The sequence below is a fragment of the Streptomyces turgidiscabies Car8 genome, assembly GCF_000331005.1.
In the GTDB taxonomy this organism is placed as follows: domain Bacteria; phylum Actinomycetota; class Actinomycetes; order Streptomycetales; family Streptomycetaceae; genus Streptomyces; species Streptomyces turgidiscabies.
The window spans coordinates 1-15,216 of the sequence record NZ_AEJB01000499.1 but is presented as its reverse complement, the minus strand read 5'-3'; the positions used below and the strand labels follow the sequence as shown (position 1 = coordinate 15,216).

Annotated in this window: 16 protein-coding genes and 1 pseudogene; 7 read left to right on the top strand and 10 right to left on the bottom strand. The window is 70.0% G+C overall.

The genetic code is table 11. The annotated features are described in order from the left end of the window. Positions 1-106 precede the first annotated feature (106 nt). Positions 107-607 (bottom strand): annotated as a pseudogene (locus STRTUCAR8_RS35905) (RcpC/CpaB family pilus assembly protein); the annotation flags it as partial. A gap of 15 nt (positions 608-622) precedes the next feature. Beyond that, positions 623-3,373 (bottom strand): phosphoenolpyruvate carboxylase, encoded by a 2,751-nt coding sequence (ppc, locus tag STRTUCAR8_RS35900; protein ID WP_006381179.1) that lies wholly within the window; start codon positions 3,371-3,373, stop codon positions 623-625. A gap of 324 nt (positions 3,374-3,697) precedes the next feature. Here ppc and STRTUCAR8_RS35895 point away from each other — a divergent pair, with 324 nt between their 5' ends. The 3 genes from STRTUCAR8_RS35895 (at position 3,698) to STRTUCAR8_RS55885 (ending at position 5,690) form a co-directional block, all read left to right on the top strand. After that, complete coding sequence (locus STRTUCAR8_RS35895; RefSeq protein WP_044473482.1) at positions 3,698-4,711, top strand: acyl-CoA desaturase; 1,014 nt, start codon at positions 3,698-3,700, stop codon at positions 4,709-4,711. Further along, positions 4,708-5,385, top strand: coding sequence for a TetR/AcrR family transcriptional regulator (locus tag STRTUCAR8_RS35890; protein WP_044473479.1), 678 nt, complete (start codon positions 4,708-4,710; stop codon positions 5,383-5,385). The genes STRTUCAR8_RS35895 and STRTUCAR8_RS35890 overlap by 4 nt, the downstream gene beginning before the upstream one ends. Before the next feature lie 155 nt (positions 5,386-5,540). Beyond that, positions 5,541-5,690, top strand: coding sequence for a hypothetical protein (locus STRTUCAR8_RS55885; protein WP_407705434.1), 150 nt, complete (start codon positions 5,541-5,543; stop codon positions 5,688-5,690). Here STRTUCAR8_RS55885 and STRTUCAR8_RS35880 read toward each other — a convergent pair. Together STRTUCAR8_RS35880 and STRTUCAR8_RS35875 are read right to left on the bottom strand one after the other, a co-directional pair. Further along, complete coding sequence (locus tag STRTUCAR8_RS35880; protein WP_006381171.1) at positions 5,680-6,048, bottom strand: VOC family protein; 369 nt, start codon at positions 6,046-6,048, stop codon at positions 5,680-5,682. The two genes, STRTUCAR8_RS55885 and STRTUCAR8_RS35880, sit on opposite strands and share 11 nt — an antisense overlap. Then, a complete protein-coding gene (locus STRTUCAR8_RS35875; protein ID WP_006381182.1) occupies positions 6,045-6,884 on the bottom strand; it encodes a trans-aconitate 2-methyltransferase in 840 nt (279 codons plus the stop codon). Before STRTUCAR8_RS35875 ends, STRTUCAR8_RS35880 begins: the two co-directional genes overlap by 4 nt. Positions 6,885-6,987: 103 nt before the next feature. Between STRTUCAR8_RS35875 and STRTUCAR8_RS35870 the strand changes: the two genes are divergently transcribed. After that, positions 6,988-7,485 carry a MarR family winged helix-turn-helix transcriptional regulator gene (locus STRTUCAR8_RS35870; protein WP_044473481.1) on the top strand — a complete coding sequence of 166 codons (498 nt, stop codon included), beginning with the start codon at positions 6,988-6,990 and terminating at the stop codon, positions 7,483-7,485. 58 nt (positions 7,486-7,543) lie between these two features. On the opposite strand, the gene STRTUCAR8_RS35865 is transcribed toward STRTUCAR8_RS35870, so the two are convergent. Beyond that, entirely contained in the window at positions 7,544-8,317 is a 774-nt protein-coding gene (locus tag STRTUCAR8_RS35865; protein ID WP_006381175.1) for a LuxR C-terminal-related transcriptional regulator, read from the bottom strand. Positions 8,318-8,613: 296 nt separating this feature from the next. Between STRTUCAR8_RS35865 and STRTUCAR8_RS35860 the strand changes: the two genes are divergently transcribed. After that, positions 8,614-9,078 carry a GNAT family N-acetyltransferase gene (locus STRTUCAR8_RS35860; RefSeq protein ID WP_078507418.1) on the top strand — a complete coding sequence of 155 codons (465 nt, stop codon included), beginning with the start codon at positions 8,614-8,616 and terminating at the stop codon, positions 9,076-9,078. An 8-nt stretch (positions 9,079-9,086) separates the two neighbouring features. Here the strand turns inward: STRTUCAR8_RS35860 and STRTUCAR8_RS35855 are convergent, their stop codons facing one another. Beyond that, the gene (locus STRTUCAR8_RS35855; RefSeq protein WP_006381172.1) at positions 9,087-9,701 is read right to left on the bottom strand and encodes a Uma2 family endonuclease; all 615 of its coding nucleotides are present in this window, start codon (positions 9,699-9,701) and stop codon (positions 9,087-9,089) included. A gap of 183 nt (positions 9,702-9,884) precedes the next feature. On the opposite strand from STRTUCAR8_RS35855, the gene STRTUCAR8_RS35850 reads away from it, so the two are divergent. Next, complete coding sequence (locus STRTUCAR8_RS35850; protein WP_006381184.1) at positions 9,885-10,796, top strand: sulfotransferase family protein; 912 nt, start codon at positions 9,885-9,887, stop codon at positions 10,794-10,796. 7 nt (positions 10,797-10,803) lie between these two features. Here the strand turns inward: STRTUCAR8_RS35850 and STRTUCAR8_RS35845 are convergent, their stop codons facing one another. Next, a complete protein-coding gene (locus STRTUCAR8_RS35845; protein WP_006381177.1) occupies positions 10,804-11,178 on the bottom strand; it encodes a cupin domain-containing protein in 375 nt (124 codons plus the stop codon). 67 nt (positions 11,179-11,245) lie between these two features. Here STRTUCAR8_RS35845 and STRTUCAR8_RS35840 point away from each other — a divergent pair, with 67 nt between their 5' ends. Continuing rightward, positions 11,246-11,686: a MarR family winged helix-turn-helix transcriptional regulator gene (locus STRTUCAR8_RS35840; protein WP_006381174.1), complete on the top strand. Its 441-nt coding sequence runs from the start codon at positions 11,246-11,248 to the stop codon at positions 11,684-11,686. A 130-nt stretch (positions 11,687-11,816) separates the two neighbouring features. Here STRTUCAR8_RS35840 and galK read toward each other — a convergent pair whose 3' ends face one another. The 3 genes from galK to galT are packed head-to-tail and all read right to left on the bottom strand — an operon-like array spanning position 11,817 to position 15,078. Further along, positions 11,817-13,007 (bottom strand): galactokinase, encoded by a 1,191-nt coding sequence (gene galK, locus STRTUCAR8_RS35835; RefSeq protein WP_006381183.1) that lies wholly within the window; start codon positions 13,005-13,007, stop codon positions 11,817-11,819. Positions 13,008-13,054: 47 nt separating this feature from the next. Next, on the bottom strand, positions 13,055-14,020 hold the full coding sequence (galE, locus tag STRTUCAR8_RS35830) for a UDP-glucose 4-epimerase GalE (protein WP_006381168.1): 966 nt from the start codon (positions 14,018-14,020) through the stop codon (positions 13,055-13,057). Next, positions 14,017-15,078: a galactose-1-phosphate uridylyltransferase gene (gene galT / locus STRTUCAR8_RS35825; RefSeq protein WP_006381173.1), complete on the bottom strand. Its 1,062-nt coding sequence runs from the start codon at positions 15,076-15,078 to the stop codon at positions 14,017-14,019. Before galT ends, galE begins: the two co-directional genes overlap by 4 nt. Positions 15,079-15,216: the final 138 nt, after the last annotated feature.

Here is a 15,216-nt window from a genome sequence, read left to right as displayed (position 1 = left end):
GGCGCGCCCTCGGCAGGCATGTCAACGACGTTCGCCGCCACCGTTGTTGGGGCTGCGAGTGCGACTGCGGCTGCGGCTTCGTACGTACGGACCTCATGCCGGCCTCCTACTTGTCCTTCTCGAGGGTGTACGTACGGTCCGCGGCGCCGGGGACGGCCGTCAGTTCGCCGCCCGCGACGAGGGACAGTCGGACGTGCTCGGCGAACGACTCGGCGTACGCGACACGTTGGGCGTCCGGCGTCTTGAGCGCGAAGGTGATCGGGACGGCCTCCGTCGACGTACTTCGGCGTTCGTTGCTCGACTGTCCCGGTTCGAGGGCGCTGATCTTCCCGACGTCGATGACGCGCGCGTTCGTGACGAGCAGCTTGGCCTCGTCGACGCCCTTCTCGCTGTCCTTGGACTCGAAGGTGGCGTAGATGTTGACGAGCGACCCCGGGTCGATCTTTCCGGCCACACCCGTCGACGCGTCGATCATGATCGCGATCTCCTGCTCACCGGCGGCCAGCGCGGGCCGGTCGACGATCATGTCCGTCTGCAGCAGGGAGCCCTTCTCCAGCCGGGTCACCGCGACCTTGCCGCGGATCTGGGAGACACGACCCTCAGCCGTTTCCGGCCGTCCGGCTCAGCCGGTGTTGCGCAGGCCCGCCGCGACTCCGTTGACGGTGAGGAGGAGGGCGCGGGCGAGGAGCGGGTCGGGGTCGGTGCCGGCTGCCGCGGCGTCGCGCTGGCGCTTGAGCAGGGTGACCTGGAGGTAGGAGATGGGGTCCAGGTAGGCGTCCCGGATGGTGAAGGTCTGCTTCAGTACGGGGGCGGCGTCGAGGAGTTCGGACTCGCCGGTGACGCGCAGAACCTCCTTGACGGTCAGCTCGTGTTCGGTCCTGATGGCGTCGAAGACGTGCTTGAGGTCGTCGGGTACGAGGGTGTCGACGTAGTGAGCGGCGATCCTGAGGTCGGTCTTGGCGAGGGTCATCTCGACGTTGGAGATGAAGTTGCGGAAGAAGTGCCACTGTTCGTGCATCTCGTCGAGCACGGTGTCGAGGCCCGCTTCGCGCAGGGCCTTCAGGCCGGAGCCGACGCCGAACCACCCGGGGACGATCTGGCGGGACTGGGTCCAGCCGAAGACCCAGGGGATGGCGCGCAGACCGTCGAGCGAGACGCCGGAGCCGGGGCGGCGGGAGGGCCGCGAGCCCAGGTGCAGGTCGGCGAGCTGGTCCACCGGGGTCGACGCGAGGAAGTACGTCGGCAGGTCGGGGTCCTCGACCAGGGCCCGGTAGCGGGCGTGCGCGGCGTCCGAGACGACGTCCATGGCCGCGTCCCAGCGGGCCAGCGCTTCGTCGGACTGGCGGGGTGAGGTGTGCAGGGCGGAGGCCTGGAGGGTGGCGGCGACCGTCAGTTCGAGGTTCTCGCGGGCGAGCGAGGGGACGAGGTACTTGTCGGAGATCACCTCGCCCTGTTCGGTGACCTTGATCTCGCCTTCCAGGGTGCCCCAGGGCTGGGCGAGGATCGCGTCGTGGGAGGGGCCGCCGCCTCGGCCGACGGTGCCGCCGCGCCCGTGGAAGAGGCGGAGCCGCACTCCGTACCTGTGGGCGACGTCGCGCAGGCGGCGCTGGGCGCGGTGGATCTCCCACTGGCTGGTGGTGATGCCGCCGAACTTGGAGGAGTCGGAGTAGCCGAGCATGACCTCCTGGACGTCGCCCCGGAGCGCGACGAGGCGCCGGTAGGACGGGTCGGAGAGCATGTCCTCGAGGATGGTGTCGGCTGCCTTGAGTTCGTCGGTGGTCTCCAGGAGGGGCACGATGCCGATCTTGGCCCAGCCGGCGTGGAGGTCGATGAGGCCGGCCTCACGGGCGAGTACGGCGGCGGCGAAGACGTCGTCGGAGCCCTGGCACATCGAGATGATGTAGGACTCGATGACCTCGGGTCCGAAGACGGCGAGGGCCTTCTTGACGGTCTCGAACACGCCGAGTGTCTTGGTGCCGGCCGCGTCGAGCGGTGCGGGGGTCGGGGCGAGGGGCCTGCGCGAGCGGAGTTCCTTGGCGAGGAGCTTGTTGCGGTACTCGCGGGGCATGTCCTCGTAGCGCCAGGATTCCTCGCCTAGGCGGTCGAAGAGCTGGCCGAGGGTGTGGTGGTGGGCGTCGGCGTGTTCGCGTACGTCCATGGTGGCGAGCTGGAGGCCGAAGGCGGCGAGGGTGCGGATCGTGCGGTCCATGCGGCCGTCGGCGAAGAGGCCGCCGCGGTGTTCGCGCAGGGAGGTCTGGATGAGGGTGAGGTCCGCGAGGAGCTGGCCGGTGCCGAGGTAGTCGCGGCCGGGCTGGTGCGGGGTGTCCTTGGCGAGGCGCTGCTTGGTGTTCTCGAGCTTCTGGCGGATGCAGGTGGCCTTGAGCCGGTAGGGCTCCTCGGCGTTGAGGCGCTTGTAGCGGGGGCTGATCTCGGGCAGGAGTTCGATGTCGGCCCGGAGGGATTCGAGGAGTTCCTCGGTGGCGCCCGTGTAGCGGATGGAGTTGGAGAGGAAGCCGCGCAGCTCGTCGATCAGTTCCAGGGCGTCGTTGATGCCGTGCTCGTGCTGGAGGATGAGGACGTCCCAGGTGACCTGGGGGGTCACGTTGGGGTTGCCGTCGCGGTCGCCGCCGATCCAGGTGCCGAAGGTGAGGGGCCGGGTGTCGTCGGGCAGGCGGACGCCGACGCGCTCCAGTTCCGCCGTCAGGTCCTCGAGTACGTCGCCGACCGCACCCGCGTGGAGTTCGTCGAGGTAGTAGATGGCGTTGCGGGCCTCGTCGGCGGGCTCGGGGCGTACGACGCGCAGCTCGTCCGTCTGCCAGACGAGGTCGATGTTCTCGGCCAGACGGGTGTCGTAGCGGCGGCGGTCCGCCTCGATGACGGGGGTCTCCAGCAGGGCGGCGATACGGCGCAGCTTGTTGAGGACCGAGCGCCTGGCCGCTTCCGTGGGGTGGGCCGTGAAGACCGGGCGAACGTTGAGGTTCCTGACCGTGGCGCGCAGGTGGTCGGGGTCGGCGTCCTTGAGGCGGTCGGCCGTGCGGGCGAGAAGGCTGCCTTCGGCGGCGCGCTTGGCGCGCAGTTCGCGGCCTCGGTGGACCTGCTCGGTGACGTTGGCGAGGTGGAAGTAGGTGGAGAAGGCGCGGACGAGCTTGGCGGCGGTCTCCAGTTCGGTGCCGCGCAGCAGTTCGGCGGCGGCCTCGCCGTCCTCGCGGGTCAGTTGGCGGACCTTCTCCACGAGTTCGAGCAGCTCAGGGCCCTCCTGGCGGACGAGGGTCTCGCCGAGCAGGTCGCCCAGACGGCGGATGTCGGCGCGCAGTTCGCTGCTGGTCGTCGTGGTGACCGTAGCGGTCTGACCGTGGTCGTCGGCACTGCTCACAGGTGCGGCTCCTTGCAGTGTGGAGGCTCGGCGGGTGGGTACCCGGCGGGTGTCCGGGCGGGCAGGCCGCGCCGGAACCGGTGTGCCGGGCGGCATAGGGGCGGGGCATCCGGGAAGAAAAGAGAGCGGACCGCGCTGTCCGACCGACTCAAGGATAGGTGTCGAGGGGGACGCGCATGATTTCGGGCTCTTGCCGCCGGGCGACGCGCTGACATACTTACGACGCCGTAGGTTACGCAACCGTAGGGAGCCTGAATCCGTGGGCGACCTCGGATTCCGTACCCCCGGCATCTGCCAGGACCCACCACCCCCCAGGGGATGCGCATGACCACCTCACCTTCCGACGCGCTCGAAGACGCTGGGAAGACGCCCGACGACTCCTCACTGCCCTCGGCCACGCTGGGTGGCGAACAGAAGCGTTCGCTCGAACAGATCACGCTTCTCCTCTTCATCATCGTCCCGTTCCTGGCTGTGCTGGCGGCGGTGCCGCTGGCGTGGGGCTGGGGGGTGAGCTGGCTGGACCTCGGCCTGCTCGTCTTCTTCTACTACCTGGGCTGCCACGGCATCACGATCGGCTTCCACCGGTACTTCACGCACGGTGCCTTCAAGGCGAAGCGGCCGTTGCGGATCGCGCTCGCCATCGCCGGTTCGATGGCGGTGGAGGGTCCGCTGGTGCGCTGGGTGGCCGACCATCGCAAGCACCACAAGTTCTCGGACGCGGAGGGTGATCCGCATTCGCCGTGGCGGTTCGGGGAGACGGTTCCGGCGCTGATGCGGGGCCTGTGGTGGGCGCACATCGAGTGGATGTTCGACGAGGAGCAGACACCGCAGGACAAGTACGCGCCCGATCTGATCAAGGACCCGGACATCCGGGCGATCTCCCGCCAGTTCATCTGGTGGGCGATGCTGTCGCTGGCGCTGCCCGCGCTGATCGGCGGTCTGGTGACGATGTCCTGGTGGGGCGCGTTCACGGGCTTCTTCTGGGGCTCGCTGGTGCGTGTCTGCCTGCTCCATCACGTCACCTGGTCGATCAACTCGATCTGCCACGCGGTGGGCAAGCGCCCCTTCAAGTCGCGGGACCGTTCGGGGAACGTTTGGTGGCTGGCCGTGCTGTCGTGCGGTGAGTCCTGGCACAACCTGCACCATGCCGACCCGACGTCGGCGCGGCACGGTGTGATGCGTGGGCAGGTCGACTCCTCGGCGCGGCTGATCCGCTGGTTCGAGAAGCTCGGATGGGCCTATGACGTGCGCTGGCCGTCACGCTCGCGTATCGATTCCCGCCGGAACACGGACCTGGACGGCTCTCGGCGCCGGAAGGAGCCGGCGAAGGCGGCATGATTGACGGCGTGGCGACCGACTCCAGCAGCACTCCGAGCAATGAGAAACCGCGGCGCCCCCGCCGCACCCGGATGACGGGTGCCGAGCGCCGGGCCCAGTTGCTGGAGATCGGCCGCACGCTGTTCGCCACGAAGGGCTTCGAGGCCACGTCGGTGGAGGAGATCGCGGCCAAGGCCGGTGTCTCCAAGCCGGTGGTGTACGAGCACTTCGGCGGCAAGGAGGGCCTGTACGCGGTGGTCGTTGACCGCGAGATGCGGCGCCTGCTGGACATGGTGACGAGTTCCCTGACGGCGGGGCATCCCCGCGAACTGTGCGAGCAGGCGGCGTTCGCGCTCCTCGACTACATCGAGGAGTACACGGACGGCTTCCGCATCCTGGTGCGCGACTCCCCCATCCCCCAGTCGACGGGTTCCTTCGCGTCGCTGATCTCGGACATCGCCACCCAGGTGGAGGACATCCTGGGCCGCGAGTTCAAACGCCGCGGCTTCGACCCCAATCTGGCCCCGCTGTACGCCCAGGCCCTGGTCGGCATGGTCGCGCTGACGGGCCAGTGGTGGCTCGACGTACGCCGTCCGCGCAAGGCGGAGGTGGCGGCGCACCTGGTGAACCTGGCTTGGCACGGGCTGGACGGCCTGGAGGCGAAGCCGCGCCTGATAGGGCGGCGGAAGGCTTGAGGGTGACTGCGGAGTGCTTCGGCTGACCGCGAGGCCGCCTTGTGCAACCGTGGGCGCGTGACTGAGGCCACGATCGGCAAGGCCGGTTCCCGGCTCGGCGAACTCGTTCGCCGAGCGGCGCACGGCGAGACGATCGCCATCACCGACGACGAGGGGTGACCGCGCTGCTGGTCTCTCCCCAGGTCATCGCGGGCCTCGAAGACCCCCTGGCCGTTGCCGACCACCAGCGCCGCAAGGCCGAGGGCACCGTCGGGCCGGGCATTCCACGCGCTGAGGTCAGGCGGACGCGCGGCCTCACCCCGTAGGCACCGGCTCCAGGAACTCCAGCCGGTTGCCCACGGGGTCGGAGGCATAGAAGCGCAGGTGGCCCGGCAGACCGCCGTCCCAGGTCACCTGCACCCCGTGGGCCTCCAGTCGGGCCGCGTACGCCTCGATGCCGGTGACCCGTAGCCCGGGGTGGGCCTTCCGGGCAGCTCGGAAATCGGGCTCCACCCCCAGATGGAGCCGCGCGGTCCCCGCCCGGAACCAGCACCCGCCCCGGGCGGCCGGCGCCGGTGGCTTCGGTGTCTCGGTCATGCCGAGGACGTCGACGTAGTACGCGCGCAGCTCGTCCTCCGTGCCGGGCGGCGCGGCCAGTTGCACATGGTCGATGCCGACGATCACTTCCCCGCCCCCCGTTCCCCGCCCTTCCGGGCCACGGCGAACAGGCGCTGGAAGGGCAGCACGGTGCCGTACTCCTCCGTCGGATACACCGCGCGCAGCAGGTCGCGGTACTCGGTGAGGAACGCGTCCCGGGCCTCGGGGTCGTCGGCCAGGGCGGTGAGCACGGGCCGCAGGCCGGTCCCCTTGACCCAGTCGAGCACCGGGTCCTCCCCCTGCAGGACGTGGAGATACGTCGTCTCCCACACGTCCGTCTCGCAGCCGAGCCGGGCGAGCCGGTCGAGGTAGACGAGGGGTGGGTGCACGGAGTCCTCGCGGCGCAGCACCTCGCCGAGGCGGCTCTTCCAGCGGGCGCCGGTGCCGAGTTCGCGCATGAGGGTGTGCAGGGGCGCGTCGAGGTTGTTCGGCACCTGGAAGGCGAAGGTGCCGCCGGGCGCGACGGCGTCCAGCCAGGCCGGGAACGCGTCGAGGTGCCCTTCGACCCAGTGGAGGGCGGCGTTGGAGACGATCAGGTCGTACGTCTCGGAGGGCGTCCACCGCGAGGCGTCGGCGTGGGCGAAGTCGAGGTGGCCGCCGCCGGCCGTGGGGCCCGCGTATCGCGCAGCCCGTTCCAGCATCGGCGCGGAGTTGTCGTATCCGGTGATGTGCGCGGTGGGCCAGCGGTCGGCGAGTACGGCGGTGACGTTGCCGGGGCCGCAGCCGAGGTCGGCGATGTGGGGAGGCCCTGCGGGCGGGGCCGTGGGGAGGTCGGGGACGCGGGCGAGGAGGTCGGTGAAGGGACGGGCGCGGTGGTCGGCGTGGCGGAGGTACTGGGCGGGGTCCCAGGTGGGTGTGGTCATACGGCTACCCTCCCGCGAGATATATCTCGACGTCAAGAGATTCCATACCGAGATGCTCGATATCAAGAGACTCCACATCGACACAACCACTACACTGATCGTCATGGAGGACGAGGTCGATCGGCTGGTCGCTGCGTGGCGCCGGGAGCGCCCGGACCTCGACGTGGAACCACTCGAAGTACTCAGCCGGGTCAGCAGGCTGGCGCGGCATCTGGACCGTGCGCGCAGGCTGGCGTTCGCAGAGCACGCCCTGGAACCCTGGGAGTTCGACGTCCTGACCGCGCTCAGGCGCGCCGGAGACCCGTATCAGCTCTCCCCCGGTCAGCTCCTCACCCAGACCCTGGTCACCTCCGGCACGATGACGAACCGCATCGACCGGCTGACCAAGAAGGGCCTGGTGGAGCGCCTCCCCGACCCCACCGACCGTCGAGGGGTGCTGGTCCGGCTCACGACGGAGGGGCAGGACCGGGCGGATCAGGCGCTCGCGGGTCTGCTGGACCAGGAGCGCGCGATCCTGGCGGAACTCTCGCGCGGGCAGCGAGGCGAACTGGCCGGGCTGCTACGCCAGTTGACGGCACCGTTCGACAACATCCCCGGCTGACACCCGGGTTCGGGGACACGTCGGACCGGCCGGGTGGGTCGGGCGCTGCTGCCGGTCGTCAGGCGCTGCTGCTCTCCTCCACCGTGATGCGCCCCCCGTGTCCCAGGTCGACGGGGCCGACGCCGGCCCGCCGGGCCAGCGCGACGGCGGCGAGGGTGGAGTGGACGCCCAGCTTGCCCAGCACGTTCTGCATATGGGTGCGCACGGTGTGCGGGGAGAGGAACAGCCGTTCGGCGACGGCCTTGCGGCCCAGACCGGCGACCATGCACCGCAGTACCTCCCGCTCCCGGGGTGTCAACGACTCGACGAGCCGTTCACTCTCGGTGCGGTGCTTGCGGGCGGCGGTCAGCTCGCGCAGCACCCCGGTGAGGAGGGCGGGCGGCAGATGCGTCTCGTCGCGCAGTACGCCCCGTATGACGGTCAGCAGCCGGGACAGCGAGCAGTCCTTGGCGACCCACCCGGAGGCACCCGCCTGCAGAGCGAGCGCGGCCCTGCGGGGGTCGTCCTTCTCGGCGAGGACGACCGTCCGTACGTGCGGATGTCCCGAACGGACGCCCGCGACCAGCGAGATGCCGTCGACCAGGCCCTCCGTGTTGCCCTCCTGCACGGGCACCGCCGGACGCGCCCCGGGCACGTTGCCGCCCAGTTCTGAGTCGACGAGCAGGACGTCGAACCGGCGGCCCTCGGCCACCGCGCGCTCCATGCTGCGCAGCGCGGCGGGACCGCTGCCGGCGGCGGAGACGTCGACGTCGGGCTCCGCGGCCAGTGCGGCGGCGAGCGACTCGGCGAAGATGCGATGGTCGTCGACGACCAGGACTCGGATGCGAACCACTGAAACCCCCTTCCCCGAGCTCCTCAAGAGCTGGGGACACCCAATCGTCGGGGGGACAACCCGTGCGACACGATGCCCGGAGCAATCCCCGGCTGCTGTTGCCGGCCTGGAACGGGGCTGCCGCAGTCACCGGCGCGCGGCAGCCGCCGTGCGATGACTGCTACCCCCACTCCGGGCGTCGTACCCGGCTGTCTCGCCCCCTGATCAGCACCGGCCCCCACCGGTGCTGTTCATCAGGGTACGGCTGGGAGGCAGGAGCGGAAGGTAATTCGCAGAACTGATTGGCCAGCGCGTTTATGGTGTGCCGCATGTTTCGTATTGAGACAGAAGTCGACAAGGAATGGCTCTCCGTTCTCCGGTCGCGGTTGCGCGAGGCGAACACGGCGGCCTCACCTGTCCTGCGCGCTCTGCGCGGCACCCCCGCCGAGCGCGAACTCCCGCTCCACGTATGGGCGTTGGACGAGGAGGGGAACCTGGCCGGCGGCCTGGTCGGCCACACCTGGACCACCTGGCTGCACGTGGCGTACCTCTGGGTCGACACCCGGCACCGGGGCAGGGGCCTGGGCTCCCACCTCCTCGCGAAAGCGGAGCACACGGCACGGGAGGAGCGCGCGTGCACGAACGCACGCCTGGAGACCTGGGACTTCCAGGCACCGGATTTCTACCGCGGGCAGGGGTACGAGGTGGTGTGCGTGATCCCGGACTATCCACCGGGGGTCACGGAGTACACGCTGACGAAGCGGCTGGTGCCGGGGACTTGAGGCCGGGGTCAGAGTTCCTTGAGCGCGTCCAGGGTGATGTCGACGTCGATGTCGTAGGGCGCGGTGAGTTTCAGGTGGTCGTGATGGATGCCGGTGAGGGCGTAGGTCTTGTTCACCGGGTCGATCTCGTACGCACGGACCACCGGGTGCTGGTTGGGGTCGGCCATCTCCACGAGCCAGAAGTAGGGGATGCCGGCGGCCGCGTACTTACGGGGCTTGGCATCACGGTCGCGAGCCTCGGAGTCGGGCGAGACGACCTCTACGGCGAGCAGGACGTCCCCGGCTTCGAACCGGGTGAGATCCGGTCCGGTGACCGCGCCCGCACGGACGACGCTGACATCGGGCTCGGGGCCGTTACGACGGTCCAGAACGACGGTCATCTCGCGGCGGACCTTCAGTTCCTCAGGGACCGTACGGCGCAGACCGGTCGCCAGAAGGTCGATCATCGTGCTGTGAAAATCCCGCTGCGGACTCACAAAAACCAGGCTCCCGTCGATCAGCTCTGTGTGCGGCGGGAGGTCGGGCAGCGTGAACAGGTCGTCCACGGTGTATCCGTCCTGGGGCGGCACCGGCCAGCGGCAGCCGGGCTCAGCGGTCGGCTCGGCGACGGGCTCGGCGGTCATGATTCCTCCCATGGACGGAATTCTCGGCCTGTGCCCTCACGGTAGCGGCCGGACTCCGGAGCCGTCATCACGAAGGGTGACGGGGTGATCGGGAATCACCTCTTCGCGCTCACCACGGGCCTTTACCCCGGTCTCAGACAAGACCCAGGTAAGTCTCAGGTAAGAGTTCTAACGTGCCGCCCCATGAGCATCCTGCGGAAGCTGAACTCCAAGCTCGCCGAGACGACGGGCTTCCAGGTCCGCCGGGTCCCCGCGCCCAGGCCCGCCGCGAGCGCCGGCGCCGGCACCCTGGACGCCGTGCCGAAGCCTCGTTCACCGCGTCCGGCGCGGCCGCCGGCCGCGCCCCGGCACCCCGTGGACCCGGTGGTCGACCGGCTCCTGAACCGGCCGGTCTTCGTCCTGGCACCCGTGCGCTCGGGCTCGACGCTGCTGCGCATGATGCTGGGCGCCCACTCCGAACTGCACGCCTCGCACGAGCTGCATCTGACCGGCCTGGAGGTGTACTTCAAGTCCGGGAGCCCCACGGAACGCTCCTTCGAGGCGCTCGGCCTCGGCTACGAGGATCTGGAGGGCCTGCTCTGGGACCGCGCTCTGCACCGGGAACTGGTCAAGTCGGGCAAGCCGTTCATCGTGGAGAAGACCCCGGGCAACACCTTCCAGTGGCAGCGGATCGCCGAGACCTGGCCCGACGCGCGGTTCGTCTTCCTGCGCCGCCACCCGGCCGCGGTGTCCCGCTCCTGGCACGAGGCGGTCCCCGACCGTACCCGGGAGGAGGCGGCGACCCGGGTCCTCCAGTACATGGAGGCGATGGAGGAGGCCCACGCGAAACTCGGCGGCCACATCCTCACGTACGAGGACCTCACCTCCGACCCGGCCGCCGAACTCCGCGCCCTCTGCGGCTTCCTGGAGCTGGACTGGCAGCCCGGCATGCTGGACTACGGCAGCAGCCTGGAGGGCGCGGTCCTCGGCGGCGGCTTCGGCGACTGGAACGACAAGATCCGCTCGGGAAAGGTCCAGCCGGACCGACCGGCTCCGGCCGCCGACGAGATACCCGGGGTGCTGCGGGAGATGTGCCGGGCCTGGGGGTATCTGTAGGGCGGATTCAGTGAGCCCAGGGCGGCGTGACGATGCTGCCGTCGGCCAGTTCGGCGCTGAGTCCGACGCTTGTGGTGACCCACATGTGCGCGGGCCGGTCGGTGGTGTTGGCGACCGTCAGTTCGGAGCCTGCCGGAGCCACCGCCGCGTCGCCGGCGCCGAGTTCGGCGCTCTCGCCGCCGATGGTGAGCCGGAGGCGGCCGGACAGGACGTAGAAGGTCTCCTCGTGACTGATCGTGTGGGCCACACCCACCGTTCCGGCCGGGACCTCGGCACGCCAGGAGGCGAGGTCCCGGCTGCCCGTGTCCGGGCGGACGTAGGAAACGAAGCGGACCCCGTGGATCTCGTGAACGGCGGCCTCGTTGCTGCGGACGAAAGGCATGCCAACCTCCTCATGGACAAGCTGCTTGTCCATAAAGACAAGCAGCTTGACGAGTTATAGTCAACCCATGGATGACGCTCTGGCCTTCTCCGCAGTCGTGCTGGCCCTCTCCGGGCAGTTGGTGCAGGAGATCCACGACCGCGTGACCCAGCAGGGATTCGAGGACCTGCGCCCGGCGCACGGCTTCGCCTTCGTCCGCATCTCGCTGGGTGACGCCACCACGGCCGACGTGGCCGAGCACCTCGGGGTGACCAAGCAGGCCGCCGCCCAGCTGGTCGAGGACCTGGTCCGCAAGGGATACGTGGTGCGCCGTCCGCACCCCCACGATGCCCGGGCCCGGCTCCTGGAACTGACCGAGACCGGCTGGGCCGCCACTCGCGCCGCCGACCAGGCGGCCCGGGCCACCGTCGCCCCATGGCGCGAGGCGCTGGGCGAGGCACGCTTCAGCGAACTCGTCGCCGACCTGACCCGGCTCGCGCCACCGGGGCCGATCCGCCCCGCCTGGTGAACCAGCCAGCGGCAGCGGTGACGCCGGGTCCGCCCATTGGCTGTCGCGGGGAGGGTCAGGCGCGGTAGGGGTGGGTGAGGGTCATCGGGGCCGTCGATGCCCCCTCACCTGAAGCGCCGAGACCTCACCCTCAGCGAACCCGTCGCGCCCCCGCCGAAGGCACCGCCGCGAAGACCCGGGGGGCCGTGTACCCGGCCGTGCTGAACGCCGATTCCACCGCCTTGGCGACGCGGTCCGCGTCGTCCGCCTCGACCAGGACGATCGCCGAGCCGCCGAAGCCGCCGCCCGTCATACGGGCGCCCAGGGCGCCGGACTCGACCGCGGCTTCGACCACCAGGTCGAGTTCCGGGCACGAGACCTGGAAGTCGTCGCGGAGGGAGGCGTGGCCCTCGGTGAGGATCGGGCCGATGGCGCGGGTGTCGCCGCCCGACTTCAGCAACTCCACCACCCGTTCGACCCGGTGGTCCTCGGTCACCACGTGGCGTACCAGGCGGCGTACCTCCTCGTCGGCGCCGGCGTCGGTCAGCCGTGCCAGCGCCCCGTCGAGGTCGTCGTAGGGAACGTCCCGCAGCGCGTTGACGTCGAGGAGCTCCGCACCCTTCTCGCAACCCGCGCGGCGCTTGCCGTACTCGCCCTCGCTGTGGGAGTGCTTGACCTGGGTGTCCACGACCAGCAGGCGCATGCCCTCGGCCGCGAGGTCGAAGGGGATCTGGTCCTGGGAGAGGTCCCGGGTGTCCAGGAAGAGGGCGTGCCCGTCGGTGCAGCACGCCGACGCCGTCTGGTCCATGATGCCGGTCGGAGCGCCCACGTACACGTTCTCCGCGCGCTGGCACAGGCGGGCCAACTGCCAGCGTTCCAGGCCGAGTTCGTGCAGGTCGTTCAGGGCGAGGGCGATCACGACCTCCAGCGCCGCCGACGACGACAGGCCCGCGCCCGTCGGTACCGTCGACGTGAGGTGGATGTCCGCGCCGGACGCGACCGACTCGTGGCCCGCGTCCAGCAGCGCCCAGATCACGCCCGCCGGGTACGCCGTCCAGTTCTTGTCCGACTCGGGTGTCAACTCCCCCACCCGCAGCTCGACGACGCCGCCCTCGATGTCCGACGAGTGCAGGCGTACGACGCCGTCCGTGCGGCGGGAGACCGCTGCCAGCGCCGTGTGCGGCAGGGCGAAGGGCATGACGAAGCCGTCGTTGTAGTCGGTGTGCTCACCGATCAGGTTGACCCGGCCCGGCGCCGCCCACACTCCCTCCGGCGCCGATCCGTACAGCCCCTCGAAAACCCCGGCAACCTCGGCAGCCTCGGCGACATCCGCAGTCGTCATGCCCTCTACCTCTTACCTCTCGTGTGTTCCAGTACCGCTGGTTGCCGCTAGTTGCCGCTGGTCCGCTGCGCGAACTCCCACGCGTCCGCGACGATCCCCGACAGGTCCGACCGGGTCGGGTTCCAGCCGAGGCGGGTCCGGGCCCGGTCGGCGGAAGCGACCAGGACCGCCGGGTCGCCGCCCCTGCGCGGGGCCACGACCTCCGGGATCGGGTGGCCGGTGACCTGGCGTACCGTCTCGACGACCTCGCGGACCGAGAAGCCCTCGCCGTTGCCGAGGTTGCAGATCAGGTGTTCGCCCGCGGTGGCGGCCGTCAGGGCCAGCAGGTGGGCGTCCGCCAGGTCGGCGACGTGGATGTAGTCCCGTACGCAGGTGCCGTCGGGGGTCGGGTAGTCCTCGCCGAAGACCGAGATCGCGTCCCGCCTGCCCTGGGCGACCTGGAGGACGAGGGGGATCAGGTGGGACTCGGGGTCGTGGCGCTCGCCCTGGGTGGCGTACGCGCCGGCGACGTTGAAGTAGCGGAGGGAGACCGCGGCCAGGCCGTGGGCCGTCGCCTCGCTGGTGATCATGTGGTCGACGGCCAGCTTGGTGGCGCCGTAGGGGTTCGTCGGGGCCGTGGGGGCCGTCTCGACGATCGGGGTCGTCTCCGGCTCGCCGTACGTCGCGGCGGTCGAGGAGAAGACCAGCTTGCGTACGCCGGCCTCGCGCATCGCCGAGAGCAGCGCCATCGAGCCGCCGACGTTGTTGTCCCAGTACTTCTCGGGCTTGACGACCGACTCGCCGACCTGGGAGGAGGCCGCGAAGTGGAGCACCCCGTCGAAGGAGGCGTCCAGCCACTTGGCGGCGTCCTTGATGTCGCCCTCCACGAACGTGGCACCTGCCGGGACGCCCTCCCGGAAGCCCGTCGAGAGGTTGTCGAGGACGACGACCTCGTGGCCGGCCTCCAGCAGGTGCTGGGCGACCACCCCGCCGACATAGCCCGCACCACCGGTGACCAGGTACTTACCGCTCATGAACTCGCTACCTCTCGCAGTCGCTGGGCCGCGGATTCCGGCTGGATGTCGTTGATGAAGACGCTCATCCCCGACTCGGAGCCCGCGAGGAACTTCAGCTTGCCGGAAGTACGGCGAATGGTGAAAAGCTCGAGGTGGAGGCCGAAGTCGTCGCGGTTGACGCCCTCGAACTCGTCCAGCGTGCCGAACGGCGCCTGGTGCCAGGCCGCGATGTACGGCGTCGGCGGTTCACCTTCGCCGAAGATCCGGTCGAAGCGCCTCAAGAGTTCCAGGTAGACCTTGGGGAACTCTGTGCGGGCGTCCTCGTCGAGCGCCAGCAGGTCCGGCACCCGGCGACGCGGGTACAGGTGCACCTCGTAGGGCCAGTGGGCGGCGTACGGCACGAAGGCCACCCAGTGGTCGGTCGCCAGGACGAGGCGCTCGCCGGCGAGTTCCGTCTCCAGGATCGAGTCGAAGAGGTTCTCGCCGCCCGTCGCCTCCTTGTGCGCGGCCACCGAGCGGAGCATCAGGGCCGTACGGGGGGTGGTGAAGGGGTACGCGTAGATCTGGCCGTGCGGATGGCCGAGGGTGACGCCGATCTCGGCGCCGCGGTTCTCGAAGCAGAACACCTGCTCGACGGCGGGGAGGTGCGACAGCTCCGACGTCCGGTCGGTCCACGCCTCCAGAACCAGCCGCGTCTGCTCCTCGGTGAGGTCGGCGAAGGTCGAGTTGTGGTCGGAGGTGAAGCAGACCACCTCGCAGCGCCCGGAGTCGCCGGCCAGGGAGGGGAAGCGGTTCTCGAAGACGACCACGTCGTACGACGAGTCCGGGATCTCGCTCAGCCGGTCGCCCTCGGTCGGGCAGAGGGGGCACTCGTCGGCCGGCGGGTGGTAGATGCGGCCCTGGCGGTGCGAGGCGATCGCCACGTCGTCGCCGAGCAGCGGGTCCCGGCGCACCTGCGACGTGGTGACCGTGCGCTCCAGGGGGCGCCGGTCCACCGCGTCACGCACCGTGTCGTCGCGCAGGTCGTAGTAGATGAGCTCACGACCGTCGGCGAGCCTCGTCGAGGTCTTCTTCACGCCGGACTCTCCATCCGTACAAAGCCGGCCACAACCAGCCAGTACAAGCCAAGACAAGCTTCAAACAGAACCGAACACATCAAATCATAAATCCACAACCACCGGTATACCCAGGAGAGCCGTGAAACGTCAGCGGAG